The sequence below is a fragment of the Streptosporangium sp. 'caverna' genome, from assembly GCF_003203775.1.
GTDB classification, from domain to species: Bacteria; Actinomycetota; Actinomycetes; order Streptosporangiales; family Streptosporangiaceae; genus Streptosporangium; species Streptosporangium subroseum.
On sequence record NZ_CP029711.1, the window covers coordinates 7598326 to 7615894 of the forward strand.

The window sequence follows — 17569 nt, forward strand, 5'->3', positions numbered from 1 at the left end:
TCCCGGCGACCAGCCGGTCGATCGACACGTTCCACCTGCGCCGAGAGGCAGCGGGCCGAGAAAGGAGAACGGACGCTGTCTCGCGATCTTCGCCGTCTCACCACGGCGGTGGGCCTCCGGGGAACCGGGGGCCGCGAAACTCATTTCGGTGTCCGGCCTCAACCCTTCCGTCCCTCGATTCTGCCCGATTCCGGAGTATTTCCGCCCGGCGGAACCTCGCGATCGGGTCTGCGCATCCGCCAGACACGCGTAGCATCATCGGGCATGGGGCAGCCAAGCACGTCTACGCGCCGCCCGCGGCAAGCCGCCGGATTGGCGATGGCCGCGGCGGTTGTTGTCGTGTCCTCAGGTTGTGGCATGTTGGGCAGCACCGCTTCCGCAGAGCGGTTGCAGCTTGAGCTGATCAGCGTCTCAAGCCCTCGGGTGAGTGACGGTGATCCCCTGCCGGCCGACTATTCATGCAAGGGCTCGGTCGGCAATCCGCCGTTGCGCTGGTCGCGCGTGCCGGACGACACCACGTCCGTCGCGGTCGTGACCGACAGCAACGGTCTCACCGGCGGCGAGGTGAACTGGGTCGTGTTCGACATCGACCCCCGCACCAACGAGCTGGCAGAGGGCAGCGTCCCGGTGGGAGCCGTGGAGGGACTCACAACGAGCGGCAAGGTGGGCTACAGCCCCCCATGCGACGCCCGGGAGAATTATCGTTTTACCGTCTATGCGCTCAAGGGCAGGCTCGATCTTAAAAAGGGTGACTCCCTCGACAAGACCTTGAAGGGCATCGCGGCCAAGACGATCGCCTGGGGACGGCTCACCACGGCACACATTGAGTGACTGGCCAAACACCGGAGGTAGTAATGGTTACCAATTCTTCACTTAGGGTGTGACAACGCTCATAGTGGTCCGACACAATCAGATCCAATGTCCGAGCGCAGGTGATCCAAGGGGGCAGGTCGCGTCGATGGCCGCGCGATCTCACCGGCGCCGCTGGAAGGCCATGGCCTTGAGGGTGGTGCAATGATCGCGGTCGTAGTAAGTCTGGTCGCCGTCGTGCTCCTCGTGCTCGTCGTCGTGGCACTGGGAATGCGGTCGATGAACCGCAGAGAGAGCGCGCTCCCCGCGGAGCGTCTGCGGGAGATGGCCGAGAAGGAGGCGCTGACCCCTGCCCGGTCCAGCGACGACTTTGCCACGAGAGAGCCCAACATGGGCCACTTCACTCCAGACCTGACTCCGTTCGACGAGCCCAAGCCGCCACGCCAGCCACGTCCACCGAGCTCTCGCGGCAAGCGCGGACTGAACGAGTTCGGTCAGGCCGACGACTATGACGACGACTACTGGACCCGGCTCCAGGCTGACGAAGGCGGTTTCGGAGGTTCCCTGGCGGCCCGGATGGGCGCGAGCCGTCCCGTCGAGCAGGACCGGCCCCCGGTGGACGCCGACGCGGTGACCATGCAGGCACCTCTGCCCACCAGGCCACAGCCCCCTCGGCCCGCTCCCTCCTCGGAGCCCGCCATCGCCTCGGCTTCCCTGCCCTCGAATCTCACCGACCTGATCGCGCCGGTCCAGCCGAACCCGGCTCCCACGTCCGCTTCGCTCGCCGAGCAGAAGACGGTCACCTTCGCGGCGCCCACCCCGGGCGCCTTCTCCCCCGCCCCGACACCCGGCGCCTTCGGCGACAGCCGTCCCCAGCGGTCGAGTTCCCGCCGGAGCGGCGGCAGGACTCCCGCCCAGGGCAACGGCGCCCCTTCCAGGCCCGACCCGCTGAACGACCCGCTCGGCGGCTCTCACCCGCGTGGTGGCGGCAGGAACGGCGGCAGAACCCCCGCGGGCCCCGCGGCCACGAGCGGCTCGATGCCCGCGCTCGGCGCCAACGGTGGCTCCCCCGGCCCGAACGCCGGTCCGGGACCGCTTCCTCCCATGTCCCCGATGGGCCCCACGACCAGTGGCGGATTCCCCGCCACGCCGAGCGCCGACCCGTTCGCGGCGTCATATCAGACCCGTCCCGAGCCTCGCCGCCCCCAGCCCGAACCGCCCAAGGCCGTTTCGGACAACCCCTGGGCCCAGGCCACGGCCCCCCAGTCCGGGGGCTGGCCCGCGACTCCGAGCACCGCCGACATCCTTGACGACCCGGGACCGGCGTCCTACGGCTCCTACCAGACGCCCGTCTACAACGGCCCCCCCGTCTCCGCCTCCTCCTACGAGGTGAGCGCCGGTTGGGCGACCATCGACGAAGACTCGATCACCGGACCGACCCCGGCGGTCTCCACCCCGACCGGGCCCTCCCGGACCGTTCCTCCCCACGACCGCTCGGCCGACCCTCGGTCCGGAGCGACCGGAGGCTACGGCTACGAGCCTCCGCGACCGACCACTCCGGGGGCCCCTGCCGCCTGGCCCGAGCCGCCCGTCCCCGCCGGAAGCGACGGGGCGAGCTGGCCCACCTACGGCGACCTCTACGGTGCCGGCCCCGAGCCGGCCACCGCCGCTCCCGACGCGCGCGACCGCGCCAACCGGGGCAACCATCACCGGTCACAGGAGCCGGACTACCCCGACTATTACCGCTGATTCTCCCCGCCCTCCGTAAAAGCTTTCGATAACGGCTTAAGCGGCGGGGGGCGGCAACGTACGGTCTCCTACATGGGGACGGACACGAAGAGCGACACGGCGCTCACAAAAAGTAACATAACCTCCGTACTGCGATATGACCTGCCCGCCTCCCTGGTGGTCTTCCTGGTGGCGGTGCCCCTCTCGCTGGGCATCGCGATCGCCTCGGGAGCACCGCTGGCGGCCGGGCTCATCGCCGGCGTGGTAGGCGGCCTGGTGGCGGGCTTCCTGGGCGGTTCGATCGTCCAGGTGAGCGGGCCCGCCGCCGGCCTCTCGCTGGTGGTCGCCGACCTCGTCATAACATACGGCTGGCGAGCCACCTGCATGATCACTTTCCTCGCGGGCGCCTTACAGCTGCTGCTCGGGGTGTTCCGGGTCGCCCGCTCGGCCCTGGCGGTCTCACCCGCCGTGGTTCACGGCATGCTCGCCGGGGTCGGCGTGGTGATCGCGCTCTCCCAGCTGCACGTGGTGCTCGGCGGAAGCCCGCAACGCTCCGCGATCGAGAACCTGATCGAGCTGCCCCAGCAGATCGTCAACAACCACGATCACGCGGTCTTCGTCGGCCTGCTCACCATCACGGTCCTGATTCTCTGCGCCCGGTTGCCCCAGCGGCTCCGGATCGTTCCCGCGCCGCTGGCGGCCCTGCTCGTCGCCTCGGTGACCGCCTGGGTGCTCGACTGGGACATCACCCGGGTCGATCTCTCCAAGAGCCTGAGCGAATGGGCCACCCCGATCTGGCCTCAGGGCGACTGGCACGGGATCATCGCGGCGGTGATGCTCGTGGCGCTGCTGGCCGGAGTGGAGTCGCTGCTCTGCTCGGTGGCCACCGACAAGCTGCACGAGGGCAAGCGGTCCGACCTGGACAAGGAGCTCACCGCCCAGGGTGTGGCCAACATGGTGACCGGCGCGCTGGGCGGCCTGCCCGTGGCCGGGGTCATCGTCCGCAGCACCACCAACGTCCGCGCCGGGGCCCGGAGTCGCTGGTCCACGATCCTGCACGGCGTCTGGATCCTGGTGTTCGCCGTCTTCCTCGGCTGGACGATCACCCTGATCCCGATGGAGGCGCTGGCCGCACTGCTGGTCTTCATCGGCATCCAGATGGTCAACATGGGACATCTTCGCAACCTGCGCGGCCATGGAGAGGTCCCGGTATACCTGATCACGATGGCCGGAGTCGTGCTGCTCGGCCTCGCCGAGGGAGTGCTGCTCGGCCTCGTCCTCGCCGCGCTGCTCGCGCTGCGCCGCCTCACCTGGGTGACCGTGCAGGCCAGGCCCGACGCGGACGGGCGCTGGCACGTGCTGATCGGCGGCTCGCTGACCTTCCTCGGCGTGCCCATGCTCACCTCCGAGCTGCACGCCATCCCCGCCGGAGCCGCGGTGGAACTGGACCTGAACATCGACTTCATGGACAATGCGGCCTTCGAGGCCATCCACGCCTGGCGCCACGACCACGAGCGCGGCGGCGGCACCGTCGACATCGACGAGATCCACGACGAGTGGTACGCGATGGCCGCCAGTGGCGCCCGAATGTTTCCGGCCAAGACCCCGCCGCGCGCCCCGGACCGCTGGTGGCTGCCCTGGTCCCACCGGCGGCATGGGCGGCGGAGCCCCGATTACTCGCTGGTTCCGGCCCAGCACATGCCGGAAGAGGACGACCTCGCCGTGCCCGACCTGCTCGCCGGGGCACGGGAGTTCCACCGGCGCACGGCCCCGCTGATCCGCCCGCTCCTGCACGGCATGGCCCGCGGCCAGGACCCCTCGCATCTCTTCATCACCTGCGCGGACTCCCGGATCGTGCCGAACCTCATCACCTCCAGCGGTCCCGGCGACCTGTTCACCGTCCGCAACATCGGCAACCTGGTCCCCCGGCACGGCTCGACGTGCGCGGACGACTCGGTCGCCGCCGCGATCGAGTACGCGACAAAAATGCTCAATGTCCGGACCATCACCGTCTGCGGCCACTCCGGCTGCGGGGCCATGGCCGCACTGCTCAGCGGGGGCGAGAAGACCGTGGAAGGGTCCGCGCTCTCCCGCTGGCTACGCCACGGCCACCACAGCCTGGCCCGGTTCGTCACCACCGAGAGCGACGGGACAGACGACGGCCCGCTGGACCGCCTCTGCCGGGTCAACGTGACCCAGCAGCTGGAAAACCTGCGGACCTACCCTCAGGTGGACGAGCTCTTCCGCGCCGGACGCCTGGAGCTGGTGGGCGTTTACTTCGACATCTCCACCGCCCGGGTCCACATCCTCGAATCACCTCCGGTCCCGGCCGGTCCGCCCTGAGCGGACGGCTTGCGCCAACGGTGAAAGCGCTCATGGCCCCGCTCCGGCGCGAAGCGCGGGATGAGGCGGAAGACGTCGGCCGCCTGCCCCGGTGGTTCGACCGGATCTCCCGGGGCGGGCACGTCCTCGCTCCGGGAGATCCGGATGCGGCGATGCGGGGCATCGGCCCGGAGAAGGAGGCCAGGATCCTGGCGGGGTGAGCGTAGGAAACCGGTGCCCATCCGATCCGCCCGTGCCCGCCGCCCTCCGGGCGGCGGGCACGCGGCTTCTTCCCGTGCGGGCCGGGAAGAAAGGGAATCGGCGGAGTGGCGATCGATCCGGCGGGCAACGATCTCCGCTTGCGGCGAAGATGCATTTCTACACATACAGAATGCAGCAGCCTGAATTAGATTCGCCTTCGTCCGGCTCCGTCCCCCGAATGCCGGACAGCGGCCCATGCTCCCAGGGCCGTGGGTGGAGAACGGCCGATGGAGGGCTTACAAACCCTTACCCCACATCGGCCCCTGGAGTTCGGCCCTGCGACCAAGCGGTGAAAAACAAAAAGATACGTTCGCGTATCGGCCACCGCGAGAAGGGCCGAACTCCACTCCCCCGAATCGGACCGAGTCGCGCAGACGGAATTCCGGCGGAGACCTGTCGCCGTTTCCTTACCCGCGACGCGTGTGGGCCATCGTCCAGTTGGTCTCCCAGGTCTTCTCCCCGTCGGCGGAGAAGGCCTGCTCCCACAGGGCCGAGGTCGGCGTGATCTCCGACCACACGTAGCGCATCCTGACCGGAGTGCCCTCGTGGGTTTCGTCGCCGTAGAACTCGCCCCTGCCGTCGGTGAACCTGCCGAAGACCGGCGCCTGGAGCGTCCCCAGCCTGCTGTCGACCCAGTAGATTCCCCATTGCTCGCGCTCGGGGTCGAACACCCGCAGCGTCATTCCCGAGAAGCCCTTGGTGGGGAAGACCATCTCATCGAAGATGCCCGCGCCGTTGAAAAAACCATGACAGGTCGAGATGGCCGGGAACTCGTCCCACTCGGTGCTGCCGGTGAGCGGCTTGACGAGCCTGCGGTTGACCACGTCCCAGGTGCCATGCAGAAAGTCGAAATCGCTGTTCATGCCTTGAGCATAGGGGCCCCCACCGGCACCTTCCGTCCATGGAAGCATGGATCCAGATCGGCACGCTATTAAACAGGACAGAAATCAATATTTCACCCATTCCCCTCAAGTTGTCCAAGGCATGTAAATTAGTACATAAATTGGCATATAGAGATGAATTTGGCTTGGAGGTTGGCGATGGCCGGGTGGCAGGTGCTGCGGGAAGAGCTGGTCACGCAGGTGCGCGCGCACGGAATCAGCGGGGGCGTGACCGAGGCCTTCCGGGCTGTGCCGCGGCACGTCTTCCTACCGGATCTTCCCCTTGAGACCGTTTACCGGGACGACGCGATCGTGACCAAGCGTGATGCGGACGGCCGGCCGATCAGCTCCTCCTCACAACCGGCGATCATGGCCCTGATGCTCGACCAGCTCGGGGTGGAGCCGGGACAGCGGGTACTGGAGATCGGGACCGGAACGGGCTACAACGCCGCGCTCCTCGCCCACCTGGTAGGGCCCGGAGGCCAGGTCGTCAGCGTCGACATCGACGCCGACCTGGTCCAACACGCTCGGGAGCACCTGATCGACGCCGGCCATCCCGAGGTGACCGTGGTGTGCGGCGACGGCGCCGAAGGGTTCGCCCCGGCGGCCCCCTACGACCGGGTGATCGCCACCGTCGGCGTCTGGGACCTCTCCCCGGCCTGGCTGGACCAGCTCGGGCCCGAGGGGCGCGTCGTCGCGCCACTGGATGTGCGTGGGGTCCAGCGCTCGGTATCCATGGAGCGGGCGGGCGAACACTGGACGAGCCGCTCGGTGGTGCCCTGCGGATTCATGCGGATGCGGGGTCCCTTCGCCGGCCCGGAGACGACTCTGATGCTGGACAGGTCGTCCGACCTCGCGATCTCCCTTCCCGGTGCGGGCGAGATCGGCGACGTGCTGGCCGCGCTCGAGGGCCCCGCGGTCGAGATGCCCACCGGGATGAGCGCGACCCGCGCACAGCTCCACGACGGGCTGAGCCTGTGGCTGGCGATGCACGAGCCCCGCTGGTGCATGATGTCCGAGGCACAGCCCCGCTGGCTGGCATCGCCCCCGCTCGACCTTTCGGGATTCACGATGGCCGCCGGAATCATCGACGGCGACAGCCTCTGCCTGCTGGAGCCCGAGGCGGACGACATGCTGATCGTGCGCGGCTACGGACCGGGAAGAACGCGGCTCGCCACCGATCTCGTCGACCACGTCAGCGCCTGGGACGGGGCAGGCCGCCCGATGACGGCCGGACTGCGCATCGACGCCTACCTCGAAACCGCGCCCCCGGAGGGATTGCTCATCCGCAAGCGGCACACCACGCTCGCCCTGTCATGGAACGCCGACTGAGCGTCAGAGCCGACCCGTACCGGCCGCGACCTTTCGAGCCGACCGGCACCTGATCATAAACCGGAGACAGATGTGCAACCTTTCGCCCGGCGGGTCGCGTTGGGTACCGGTGAGAGGAGAGCACATTGAATCGTCACGACGGCTTCCGCGAGTTCGTGCTGGCCCGCCAGCAAGCTCTGATGCGGACCGCGTACCTCCTCGTGGGAGACGCACATCTCGCCGAGGACCTGCTTCAAAGCGTGCTGGCCAGGGTCGTCGGGCACTGGCCCAAACTGTCCAGGGACGGGGGCAATCCCGAGGCGTACACGCGTAAGGCGCTGGTCAACCAGTACATCTCCTGGAGGCGCCGCCCCCATCCAGAGTCACCGAGCGCCAATCCGCCCGAGCGGGGCTCATCCTACGAGGAGGCCACGCTCGACCGGATCGTCCTCCACCAGGCGCTGGCCAAGCTGACCCGCAAGCAGCGAGCCGTGATCGTGCTGCGCTTCTGGGAGGACCTCACCGAGGCGCAGACGGCCGATGCGCTCGGCTGCTCGATCGGCAACGTCAAGAGCCAGACCCATCACGCGCTGGCCCGCCTGCGTGCGCTCGCGCCCGAGTTGTCGGAACTGCACGTCGAGGAGGTGGCCCGATGACAAGGCTGCGCAACACGCTGAAGGACCTCGCGGAGGAGGCCCCGCTGGTGAACCTGGCCGACGCGGCCATCGCGATCCACCGGCGCAGGCGGCGCACCATGCTGGCGGTGTCCACCGTCGCGACGGTCGCGGCGCTGGTGGCGACGACGGCGGGCGCGGTGGTGGTCTGGCCCCGTGGCGACCACATGGCCACACCGCAGCGTGTGGACACGGTGCCCGACCTGCCCGACGGCAGAGTGGGGGCGATCAATCATGCCTACCAGACGAACTGCACGGTCAACGAGGCGACGCGTGACGTCGACTGCAGTGCCGTGGAGTGGCGGGTGGCCACCCGGAGCGGCAGGACGTACAGGGTGCCGCAGGCGCTCGTCTCGTCCCGCAAGGCCCTGCGGACGCCCGTCGCGATCAGCCGGGACGGGCGCATGCTCGCCTATTACAGCCACGATGCCCAGGCACACGTGGTCCGCGACCTGGTGAGCGGCGTCAAGGTGACCTCCCCCGTCACGGTGAAGGAGGACCGGATCGGCCCAGGCTCCATGCTCGCGGTCTCCGAGGACGGCCGATACGTGGCCTTCGACCCGCGCGAGGGGAGCAAGGATCCCGGCCTGCTGATCGACATGCGTACCGGCAAGACGGTGTCGATACCGGGCAAGTACGAGGTGACCAGCATCAAGAACGGCGCCGCCGAACTGATCCGGTACCGCAAGACCGACCTGTGGCTGATGCCGGTCACGGGCGGAGGCAAGCCGGTGCGCTTCGACGGTGTGTTCATCATGTTCAGCGAGCTGTCTCCGGACGGCCGTACGGTGGTCGCCGTCGATTTCCCAGAGGTCAGGAAACGCGTGCTCACCCTGCTGGACGCCAAGACCGGGCGGACCCTGCGGAAGGTGCCCATTCGAGGCCTGCCGAAGGACGGCTCGGTCGACGGCACCGCCACCTGGCTGAGCCGATCCGAGGTCACGATCGTCGTCAGTGGCAAGGGACTCAGATCCTCCTACGTGGTCGACGTCAACACCGGGCGGGCCCGGCGCTGGGCCGACTACTCCGTCGCCCAGTTCGGCCAGAGCCTGACCCTGCCCGGAGTCGGCTACAGCTGGTGAACGGATCGTCCCGGGTTCCGTGGGGACCGATTGTTCCCCGGACCCGGGGCGATTCACCGGAGTGGCTCGAACGGGGTCGCGATCGGGCTTTTGACGCCCCTGCCCGTGATTGTGCGTTCTCTGAGGGATGATCCCGGCAAGTAGCCCCGTACAAGGAAATATCAAGCCGACTGCAAGCCCGTTGGCCTATTTCTTGAGGTGGACAGGTAATCCCACCGCCTCCGGGAGAGAACTTCATGCGGGTCGATCTTCGTTTTCTGCTCGGACTCACCGCCGCCGCTCTGGGGCTTGGCCTGACGGCCACCGCGACGGCGTCCGCCGCCGTAACCGCATCGGGAGTGTCCACCACGACGGCCGCGGCACCCACGGCCGAAACCTGGCACTGGGGACCGACCACCTCCTCCGACAGGAAGGGCCGGGCCGGCGGCGTCATCCGGAGCACCGGCTCCGGCCTGCGGATCTCCGGCAGCCTCTACGACGGCGCGGGCGCGCACACGTGCTCATGGCTGAAGATCAAGTGGCTTACGGACAAGGGCAGATATCGCACCGCGACCTTCAAGAACTGCTCGCGGTCGAAGGCTCTCCCCTTCCAGGTGAACGCCGGACACATGCTGTCCTCCCAGGCCAGGGTCTGCCGGGGCACATCGGCCAAGATCACCGGCAAGTGCTCCAGCTGGGACGGCGTCTGGTCCCAGGGCGGCTGAGCCGGTCCATACCCGTCGCGCGGGCCGCCCGCCGGCTACCCGTCGTCGGGCCGCCCGCCGGCACCCGCCCGCTCGGTCTCCGACGGGTGCCCGCGCGACCGCGACGGGGTTCTGGCTCATGCGTGGCAGGTGGAGTCAGTCGCCGATGGCCAGCCGCAGTCCGAAGCCGGCGATGACGGTTCCGGTGATCCGGTCCAGCAGGTTCTGTGCGGAAGGGCGCTGGAGCCAGCCGCGCAGCGCCTGTGCGAAGGCGATCAGCACGGTCGACCAGACGAGGCCCAGCACGATGTGGACGCAGGTCAGCAGGACACCGGTAGCGAAGTGCGGTGCGGTCGGCGGGATGAACTGGGGCAGGACCGCGACGTAGAAGACGCCCACCTTGGGGTTGAGAAGATTGGTGAGCGTTCCCTGGCGCCAACCGCCGTACAGGCCGTTCCTGTCGGAGAGGAGCTGGGCGGTGGTGGGCCCGTCGCCGCCGGGTGCGCGGTGCCAGGTGTCCCACAGCATCCGAGCTCCCATCCACAGGAGGTAGGCGGCTCCCGCCCAGCGCAGGGTCTCGTAGGCGAGGTGGGACGCGGTCAGCAGTACGGTGACGCCGAGAGAGGTGAGGGTGCCCCACAGAAGGGTGCCGGTCTGGATTCCCAGGACGACTCCCCAGGCCCGGCGGCGTCGGCCGAGGGCGGCGGTGCGCAGGATGAGCGCGGTGTCAAGACCGGGGGTGAGGGTGAGGAGCCCTACGACCAGGGCGAACGACCACAGTGCGGCGGTGATGGTCACGAGGGATGAGCATAGGCCTGCGAGTACGGCGCCTGATGCCCGGCTCCTCCCGAATGCTCTCCTGCGGACGGTGACACGAAAACGAGCGGAAGCCCGCTACGACGTCACGCCGGCGAGACTGCCCAACTGGGCCATGCCGCGTTCGGACGGGCTTCCGGGCTCGGCCTGGGCGATGATGATCTGCTGGCCGTAGGTGCCGTTGATGGAGAACGTCTCCTGCCAAAGTGTCAGGTCACCGACCTCGCGGTGACGGAAACGTTTGGACTCGTAACTCCTGACCCGTACGTCGTGGCGAGCCCACATCCGGCGGAAGTCCTCGCTTCCGAGGGAGAGTTCCTCGATCAGATCGAACAGAGACCGGTCTTCGCAGTCCCCTCCCGTAACGGCGCGCAGGTGGGCCACCTTGGACCAGGCGTCATGTTCCCAGTCCCGGTAGAGCTCGCGTGCCGCGGGGTTGAGGAAGGCCAGCCGGATCAGGTTGTCGCTGTACTCCATCCCCTCGAAGAAGGCGATGGCCATCGCGTTTCTGGCCAGTACATCCCACCGGCGGTTCACCACGATCGCCAGCGCGTAGTCCCAGCTCTCGATGAGCCGCAACACGTACGGACTGACCTGGTCGACCCGGTCGCCGGGCCTGTGCTCGCGCGCCCGGGGGCGTGCGAGCTCGTGAAGGTACGCGGTGGCCTCGGGGTCGAGCTCGAGGACCCGCGCGAGGGCGTCGAGCACCTGTTCGGACGGACGTCGTTCACGCCCCTGTTCCAGACGGACGTAGTAGTCGGTGCTGACGCCGGCCAGCGTCGCCACCTCTTCCCGGCGCAGCCCCGGCGTCCGGCGAGAACCCACCTCCAGCAACCCCACCTGTTCCGGCCTGGTGAGCTGGCGTCGAGCGCGTAAGAACTCCCCCAGAAGCTTATTGCCGTCCATTTCGTCACGGTATTTCACGAACTGATGGTCAGGGTGGCTGTGATACTCCCAGGAGTGGTCTTCGCCGTCGGTAAACCCGGCCGGATCGGCTTCCCCGCCCGGTGCCCCTCGACCGCGAGTCACCCCGGCCGATCCGCGGGGCGATGCGCCCGGCCTGCGGGCGGCGGACGTACCGCATGGGGCACGAGCCCTGATCCGATCGGGCCCGGCTGTGCACCAGCCCAAGATCACACCGATCGAGCCCTACGGTCCTCGGTTGTGTGCTCCAATTCGAAGACGACAGTCGGCGGGCCACGCACCAAGGTGAACCCGCCGGACGTGACCACTTCCTCGTTGATCCCGACCTGACTCGGCTGAGGATGAAAGTGATCATCAACCACGCAGATGCCTCTCCGTTCGAGGACAGACCGGCGGAGGAAGAGGCGGCCCCATGACCGGCCGCGTCTCGGTCGGCTGCAGCGTGATCGTCGACACGCTGCTCCACAGCCACGCCTCGACCCGCGCGATCCATGACCTCATCGGCAAGCCGGGATACGTCGTCCGGCTCGTCCCACGGGGAAGTTCCACCTACGCGCTGACCGAGATGTTCGACATGGTCCGCGGCTACCCGGACCAGCGGAAGTGGTCGTTCCACGTGGACGACCTCTACGTGGTCACCGGTCCGGGCCCTGCTCCCCTGGCGCACGGGCCGGGCGTCTACACGGTTGGGTTCGAGGCCTATCCGGCCGAGTTCCGGGTGATGCGCGGGACGAGGCACGCCGTACCGGTCTCCAGAGGCCGGCAGTCTCTCACCGAGTCGGTGTGTGGGCTGATCGTGCGGCCGGTCCACTCGCCGACCTGGCCCGTTTCCTTCGACCCGACCGCGAGAATCTCCTGTCCCGGATGCGCCGAGGGCTTGGTCGCGCGCCATCCGGACCTGGCCGTCAGAGGGCCGGCTTCGCCGTGAGGGTCGTCGTGATCGCCATCAGCGTACGGCCCATGGGACCTGTTTCGGGCTCGGCGAGGTGGTGGCAGCCGGTTCGTCGAGCAGCGTGCGGATGAGCTGTTCGGTCTCGTCGTAGCCGCCCTCACCGATCGAGACCTGGCGGACGGTGCCCGTGGCGTCGATGAGGAAGCTGGTGGGCCACGCCGAGACGCCGTAGTCGTTCCAGGTCGAATAGTCGTTGTCGAGCGCCACCGGGTAGTCGATGTTGAGCCGTCTGGCTCCATCGATCACGTTGCCGGTGTCGCGCTCGAACGTGTACTCGGGCGTGTGGACCCCGATGACCTCGAACCCGGCCGCGTGATAGGTGTCGTACCAGGTCGTGATGTGCTCGATGGTTCTCTGGCAGTTGATGCAGGAGAAGGCCCAGAAGTCGACGAGCACGACTTTGCCCCGCAACGACTGCAGGTCGAGATCGCTGTTGCCGGGTGTGTTGAGCCATCGCCGGATGCCGGTGAGCCGTGGGGCGGTCCCGCAGTCCTGGAGCGTGTCGGTGTGCCCGTCCCAGGCTCCCCGCACGCACGAACTCAATTCCTGACTGACCGGAGCGCCTCCCGGGGCGACGACCGGCGACGGCACCGCTCGCTCGATGCCCTCGCTGAGGGCCGAGGTGTAGTTCGGAATGGCGCGCTGCACGACATCGGTGAGATTGAACGTCAACCCGGCGGCCAGAGCGATCACCGCGATTCCCGCGCCCACACGCACCCGTCGCTGACGGCGGCGGAACGCCGCCGCTCGCTCGGCGATCGCACGACCGGCGAGGGCGAAGGCCAGGAGTGGAATGGCGGTGCCGATCGCGAACGAGACGGTCAGGACCACGGTGCCGATGCCGATGGTCCCTGTCGCACCGGCGATGGTGATGGCCGCGAGCACCGGTCCGGCGCACGGCACGTACACGGCGCCCAGCACGAGCCCGAGCACGAACCCGCTCCGGCCGGTACCGACCTTTCGCTGGGGGATCCACGAGAACGGCTTCTCCAGGATCGACTCGAATCGGGGAGAGATCATCCCGATGCCGAGCAGCACCAGTGCGATGATGCCCGCCCACCGGATCACCGTCTCCGGAATCGGGAGCGAGGACAGCACCAGCGTGCCGAGCAGGGTGAAGACGCTGAAGCTCAGCACCAGGCCGGCCACCACGAGGTACGGCCGGCGAGTGTCGCCGGCCCTCGACGGGTTGCCGGCAGGAGAGAGCCGCGCTCCCTGCGCGCCGCCCGAGAGGAAGAGGACGGGGAGCACCGGCAATATGCACGGTGAGATTCCCGTGATCAGCCCTCCGAGCAGGCCCAGCAGGGCAAGGGTCGGATCCATCAGGCTGCAGCGCTCCCCGGTCCGACCGGCTCGCGGGCGCCGTCCACCCGGCGAGCGATCGCCGGAAGGCCGGCGCCGAGCCGCAACCGCTCAACCGGGGCGGCAACCGTACGGTGGGTCACACCGTTGAGCGCATCGCGCTTGCCGCCCGCGAGCACGATGACCGTGCCGCCTACGTGGCCCGTCGCCTCGTTCCATGCCTGAACGGGATCCGTCATGATCCGTGCCCTTTCTCTCGCGACCCGGGTGAGACTCACGCACTGATGCGTCACCGGTTCAACTGGTGACGATCGTTGCTTATCAATGCGTCACCTGTCAAGATGGTGACGTGAAACACGTCTTCCTGAGCGGCGATCCGGCGCTCGACTTCGCCGCGACGCTGCGTTCGCGACGCGGCGTGCCCTTCGAGATGTTCACGTCGCCGGAGAGCCTCGACTCGTGGTTCCGCGAGTCCGGGGTCGTCGACGGGGACATCAACTGCCGGCCGTCCGATGTCGAGGAGGCGGTGGCCGTCCGGGAGGCGATTTACTCGCTCGTCATCGCCAAAGTGACGGACGAGCTTTATGACGAGGGCGCGCTCTCGCTCGTGAACCGCGCCGCCCGCACACCCCCCGCGATCCCGCAGCTCACTCTCACGGGGCGCCGGACCGAGGCCACCCCGGCGCAGGCGCTGTCGTCCGTGGCGCGGCACGCCATCGAGATCCTCAGCGGGCCGGAGGTGCCCCTGCTCAAGGAGTGCGCGAATCCCGAGTGCACGCGGATCTACGTCGATCGTTCGCGGGGAACGCGCCGGGAGTGGTGCGGCATGGATCCGTGCGGCAACAAGATGAAAGCGGCGGCCTACCGCGCTCGCAAGAGAGGGGACCAACCGCGGTCGGACACCACGAACTAGAAGATGCCGACGCCATCACCCACCGGGCATGATCGCCAGTCTTTGACATCCCTGGCGGATACCCGTTCCAGGGCGGAAATCGTGCCGGGAGGCATGTCCAGGGCAAGCTTCCCTCCCGGTAAGGGCATGCGCGGTCGGCGGCGGTTGACGCATAACAACCGAATGGAGTATTTGTCCAAATACAGCCACCGTGCCGCTCGGAAGGGTGGCCCGCATGGCCGCCTACACGTGCACGCACAACTCGGACCGGGTTTAATGACGCTCGTTTCCGACGGGGAGCGCCCAACCGGCGCGTACGCCGATGGCTCCGGCACAGACTGGCGGCTTCGGCGAATCCGGCCATGCGCGTACCGCTCGGAGTACCGAACGACGTGATTCGGCCCTTTTCCACGTTCTCGGGGTCGTCCCCGCACACGGTTGCCCAAGGTGCCCGCCGCGGCGTGAGCCCTCCGCATCCTCCGGTGTTCGTGCGCCCTGCCGAAGATGCCCTGACGTTCTGCCCGACATTCGAAAGAAGGTCGTCGGCAGGGACGGTCAATCACCCAATCGAAACGACAGAAAGGACGAACACGCCTACGGCCGCGCCAGCTTTTCCACCAAGGAGAATGATCATGTCCGAAACACCGGCCACGCACACGCGGCGCAGCTTTCTCGCCACCGCGCTGCTCGCCACCGCGGCAGGCTCGAGTGCTTACAACCTGCTCTCCGAGCAGTCGGCCGCCGCGACCGCGGTCAACCCATCGCCGTCGGCCGGTACGGCCACCGACACCGCGATCCGTCCCTTCCGCATCGCCATTCCGGAAAAAGACCTCGTCGATCTCCGCCGGCGCATCGCGGCGACGCGCTGGCCCGCCCGGGAAACCGTCACCGATCGCTCCCAGGGCGTCCAGCTGGTCAAACTACAGAACCTGGTGCGCTACTGGGGAACGGGCTACGACTGGAGAAAAGCAGAGGCCAAACTGAACGCCCTGCCCCAGTTCGTCACGGCGATCGACGGACTCGACATCCAGTTCGCCCACATCCGCTCCCGGCACCCCAACGCCCTACCCCTGATCATGACCCACGGCTGGCCGGGCTCGGTCCTGGAACTCCTGAAGGTCATCGGCCCGCTCACCGACCCCACCCGGCACGGCGGACAAGCCGAGGACGCCTTCCACCTGGTGCTGCCCACCATGCCCGGCTACGGTTTTTCGGGCAAACCCCAGGCCCCGGGCTGGAACGCCGACCGCATCGGACTGGCCTGGGACGTGCTGATGAAACGCCTGGGATATGACCGCTACGTGTCCCAGGGCGGCGACTGGGGCGCGGTGATCTCCGACAAGATGGCGCACCGGGCCTTTCCCGGACTGCTCGCCATCCACGTCAACATGCCCGCCACCGTGCCGCCGGACATCGCCAGGCTCCTCAACAACGGCGACCCGGCCCCGGCCGGGCTGTCTGCCGCGGAAAAGGCCGCGTTCGCCTCGCTGGATGCCCTCTACAAGAAGAACAGCGGTTACGCGGTCATGATGGTGACCCGGCCGCAGACCGTGGGCTACGGCCTGACCGACTCACCGGCCGGTCTGGCCGCGTGGATGTACGACAAGTTCGCCGAGTGGACCTACAGCGGCGGCGATCCCGAGCGCTCACTGACCCGGGACGAGATGCTCGATGACATCTCGCTGTACTGGCTGACCAACAGCGCGGTCTCGTCGGCGCAGTTGTACGCGGAGAACAACGAGAACAATTTCAATGCCGTGGACATCTCCATTCCCGCGGCCATCACGGTCTTTCCCGGGGAGATCTACCGCGCGCCCCGCAGCTGGGCCGAGCGCAGCTACCACCGGCTGATCTATTTCAACGAGGTCGCCAAGGGCGGTCACTTCGCGGCGTGGGAGGAGCCCGAGCTCTTCAGCACCGAGATCCGCGCAGCGTTCAGATCACTGCGCTGACGCCATTCCGTGGGGCGGCGAGTCGAGTTTCTTCGGAGGTGGAGTCCGCCGGAACGGCGTCTAGTATCCAGGATCGAACTACCCACGTTCGCCCCAGCAAACAGGTGGCGGAATTCGGCCGCAACCAGGACGCGGAACTTCATCGCCAGCCGTCACGGGCGACTCGCCCCCATCCGGTCAGGGCTGCCGGTCCCGGACCGGTGGGGCCAGCTCGAAGCTTTCGACGACCTCGACGCAGGTGCCGTGCTCACCCATCACGCACAGGGCGAGGGTGCGGTAGACCTCGTCGAACGACTCCACCGGGGGGAGCAGATCGGATGGGACCTGCCGATCGCGCTGCTGGAACCGGGCCATGGTGATGTGCGGCCGGAACAGCTCACCGATCTCGTCGTAGCCGTGCCGGTCGAGGTTGGCGCGGGCGACGGGGGGCGCGACGAGGCGGTGGGCGGCCAGCACGCGACCGACCGGGTCATGCTCGCGCAGCCCGACGCGCAGCGGGTCGAGCCCGGCGATGACGTCCTCCTGGAGCCGCGTGACCGCTTCGGTCCTGCGGTAGAACAGCTCGAACATACCTTGATCGTTTCCGGCGAAATGGTCGGCTTCGAGCGGTATCTCGAAGGTCCGCTCGCCGACCCGCCCCAGCTCTTCCAGCACTGCCCCCAGCTGCGCCGACGCGAAATTCGCCATGTACAGCGAGATATGCGGATACAGCCGGCCGGCCCGCAGGATGAATTCGGTCGGGGCCGACTCGGCGCACCATTCGCTCAGCCGTACCGAACGCGCATTGACGTCCGCGCCGGGCAGGAGCACCGCGTCGTGTACCGGAAGGGCTGACATGGCCCCAGTGTAAAGGGTAACGGCTGATCTCCGGATGCGAATTCAGCTCAGCGACAACACGCCGACCACTGCGGGCAGCGGGCATATCGCAAGAACCGCGCCGGTCCGCATGAATTCGACGAGCGGCACCCGGCGTTAATTT

Annotated in this window: 17 protein-coding genes; 11 read left to right on the top strand and 6 right to left on the bottom strand. The window is 68.0% G+C overall.

What is annotated here, in order from left to right:
- Positions 1 to 357 precede the first annotated feature (357 nt).
- The 4 genes from DKM19_RS33145 (at position 358) to DKM19_RS49960 (ending at position 5081) form a co-directional block, all read left to right on the top strand.
- Positions 358 to 831 carry a YbhB/YbcL family Raf kinase inhibitor-like protein gene (locus DKM19_RS33145; protein WP_239513710.1) on the top strand — a complete coding sequence of 158 codons (474 nt, stop codon included), beginning with the start codon at positions 358 to 360 and terminating at the stop codon, positions 829 to 831.
- A 183-nt stretch (positions 832 to 1014) separates the two neighbouring features.
- Positions 1015 to 2559, top strand: a complete 1545-nt coding sequence (locus DKM19_RS33150) for a hypothetical protein (protein ID WP_110701180.1) — start codon at positions 1015 to 1017, stop codon at positions 2557 to 2559.
- Positions 2560 to 2631: 72 nt separating this feature from the next.
- Complete coding sequence (locus tag DKM19_RS33155) at positions 2632 to 4881, top strand: SulP family inorganic anion transporter (RefSeq protein WP_110701182.1); 2250 nt, start codon at positions 2632 to 2634, stop codon at positions 4879 to 4881.
- Positions 4882 to 4913: 32 nt separating this feature from the next.
- Positions 4914 to 5081, top strand: coding sequence for a hypothetical protein (locus DKM19_RS49960; protein WP_162641958.1), 168 nt, complete (start codon positions 4914 to 4916; stop codon positions 5079 to 5081).
- 447 nt (positions 5082 to 5528) lie between these two features.
- Here the strand turns inward: DKM19_RS49960 and DKM19_RS33165 are convergent, their stop codons facing one another.
- Positions 5529 to 5984: a hypothetical protein gene (locus DKM19_RS33165; RefSeq protein ID WP_110701186.1), complete on the bottom strand. Its 456-nt coding sequence runs from the start codon at positions 5982 to 5984 to the stop codon at positions 5529 to 5531.
- 177 nt (positions 5985 to 6161) lie between these two features.
- Between DKM19_RS33165 and fxlM the strand changes: the two genes are divergently transcribed.
- The 4 genes from fxlM (at position 6162) to DKM19_RS33185 (ending at position 9773) form a co-directional block, all read left to right on the top strand.
- A complete protein-coding gene (gene fxlM / locus DKM19_RS33170; protein ID WP_162641960.1) occupies positions 6162 to 7334 on the top strand; it encodes a methyltransferase, FxLD system in 1173 nt (390 codons plus the stop codon).
- Positions 7335 to 7459: 125 nt separating this feature from the next.
- Complete coding sequence (locus DKM19_RS33175) at positions 7460 to 7969, top strand: SigE family RNA polymerase sigma factor (RefSeq protein ID WP_110701190.1); 510 nt, start codon at positions 7460 to 7462, stop codon at positions 7967 to 7969.
- On the top strand, positions 7966 to 9069 hold the full coding sequence (locus DKM19_RS33180) for a hypothetical protein (protein WP_110701192.1): 1104 nt from the start codon (positions 7966 to 7968) through the stop codon (positions 9067 to 9069). Before DKM19_RS33175 ends, DKM19_RS33180 begins: the two co-directional genes overlap by 4 nt.
- Positions 9070 to 9305: 236 nt before the next feature.
- Positions 9306 to 9773: a hypothetical protein gene (locus DKM19_RS33185; protein ID WP_110701194.1), complete on the top strand. Its 468-nt coding sequence runs from the start codon at positions 9306 to 9308 to the stop codon at positions 9771 to 9773.
- Positions 9774 to 9908: 135 nt separating this feature from the next.
- Here the strand turns inward: DKM19_RS33185 and DKM19_RS33190 are convergent, their stop codons facing one another.
- Positions 9909 to 10550: a LysE family translocator gene (locus DKM19_RS33190; protein ID WP_110701196.1), complete on the bottom strand. Its 642-nt coding sequence runs from the start codon at positions 10548 to 10550 to the stop codon at positions 9909 to 9911.
- Positions 10551 to 10646: 96 nt separating this feature from the next.
- Entirely contained in the window at positions 10647 to 11474 is an 828-nt protein-coding gene (locus DKM19_RS33195; RefSeq protein WP_110701198.1) for a helix-turn-helix transcriptional regulator, read from the bottom strand.
- 430 nt (positions 11475 to 11904) lie between these two features.
- Between DKM19_RS33195 and DKM19_RS33200 the strand changes: the two genes are divergently transcribed.
- Positions 11905 to 12420 carry a hypothetical protein gene (locus tag DKM19_RS33200; protein ID WP_110701200.1) on the top strand — a complete coding sequence of 172 codons (516 nt, stop codon included), beginning with the start codon at positions 11905 to 11907 and terminating at the stop codon, positions 12418 to 12420.
- A gap of 18 nt (positions 12421 to 12438) precedes the next feature.
- Here DKM19_RS33200 and DKM19_RS33205 read toward each other — a convergent pair whose 3' ends face one another.
- Together DKM19_RS33205 and DKM19_RS33210 are read right to left on the bottom strand one after the other, a co-directional pair.
- Complete coding sequence (locus tag DKM19_RS33205) at positions 12439 to 13767, bottom strand: cytochrome c biogenesis protein/redoxin (RefSeq protein WP_110701202.1); 1329 nt, start codon at positions 13765 to 13767, stop codon at positions 12439 to 12441.
- A complete protein-coding gene (locus tag DKM19_RS33210) occupies positions 13767 to 13985 on the bottom strand; it encodes a hypothetical protein (RefSeq protein ID WP_110701204.1) in 219 nt (72 codons plus the stop codon). Before DKM19_RS33210 ends, DKM19_RS33205 begins: the two co-directional genes overlap by 1 nt.
- Positions 13986 to 14095: 110 nt before the next feature.
- Between DKM19_RS33210 and DKM19_RS33215 the strand changes: the two genes are divergently transcribed.
- Both DKM19_RS33215 and DKM19_RS33220 read left to right on the top strand, forming a co-directional pair.
- Complete coding sequence (locus tag DKM19_RS33215) at positions 14096 to 14659, top strand: ABATE domain-containing protein (RefSeq protein WP_204358352.1); 564 nt, start codon at positions 14096 to 14098, stop codon at positions 14657 to 14659.
- A 611-nt stretch (positions 14660 to 15270) separates the two neighbouring features.
- A complete protein-coding gene (locus DKM19_RS33220; protein ID WP_110706167.1) occupies positions 15271 to 16590 on the top strand; it encodes an epoxide hydrolase family protein in 1320 nt (439 codons plus the stop codon).
- 177 nt (positions 16591 to 16767) lie between these two features.
- Here the strand turns inward: DKM19_RS33220 and DKM19_RS33225 are convergent, their stop codons facing one another.
- Positions 16768 to 17427 carry a hypothetical protein gene (locus DKM19_RS33225; RefSeq protein WP_110701208.1) on the bottom strand — a complete coding sequence of 220 codons (660 nt, stop codon included), beginning with the start codon at positions 17425 to 17427 and terminating at the stop codon, positions 16768 to 16770.
- Positions 17428 to 17569: the final 142 nt, after the last annotated feature.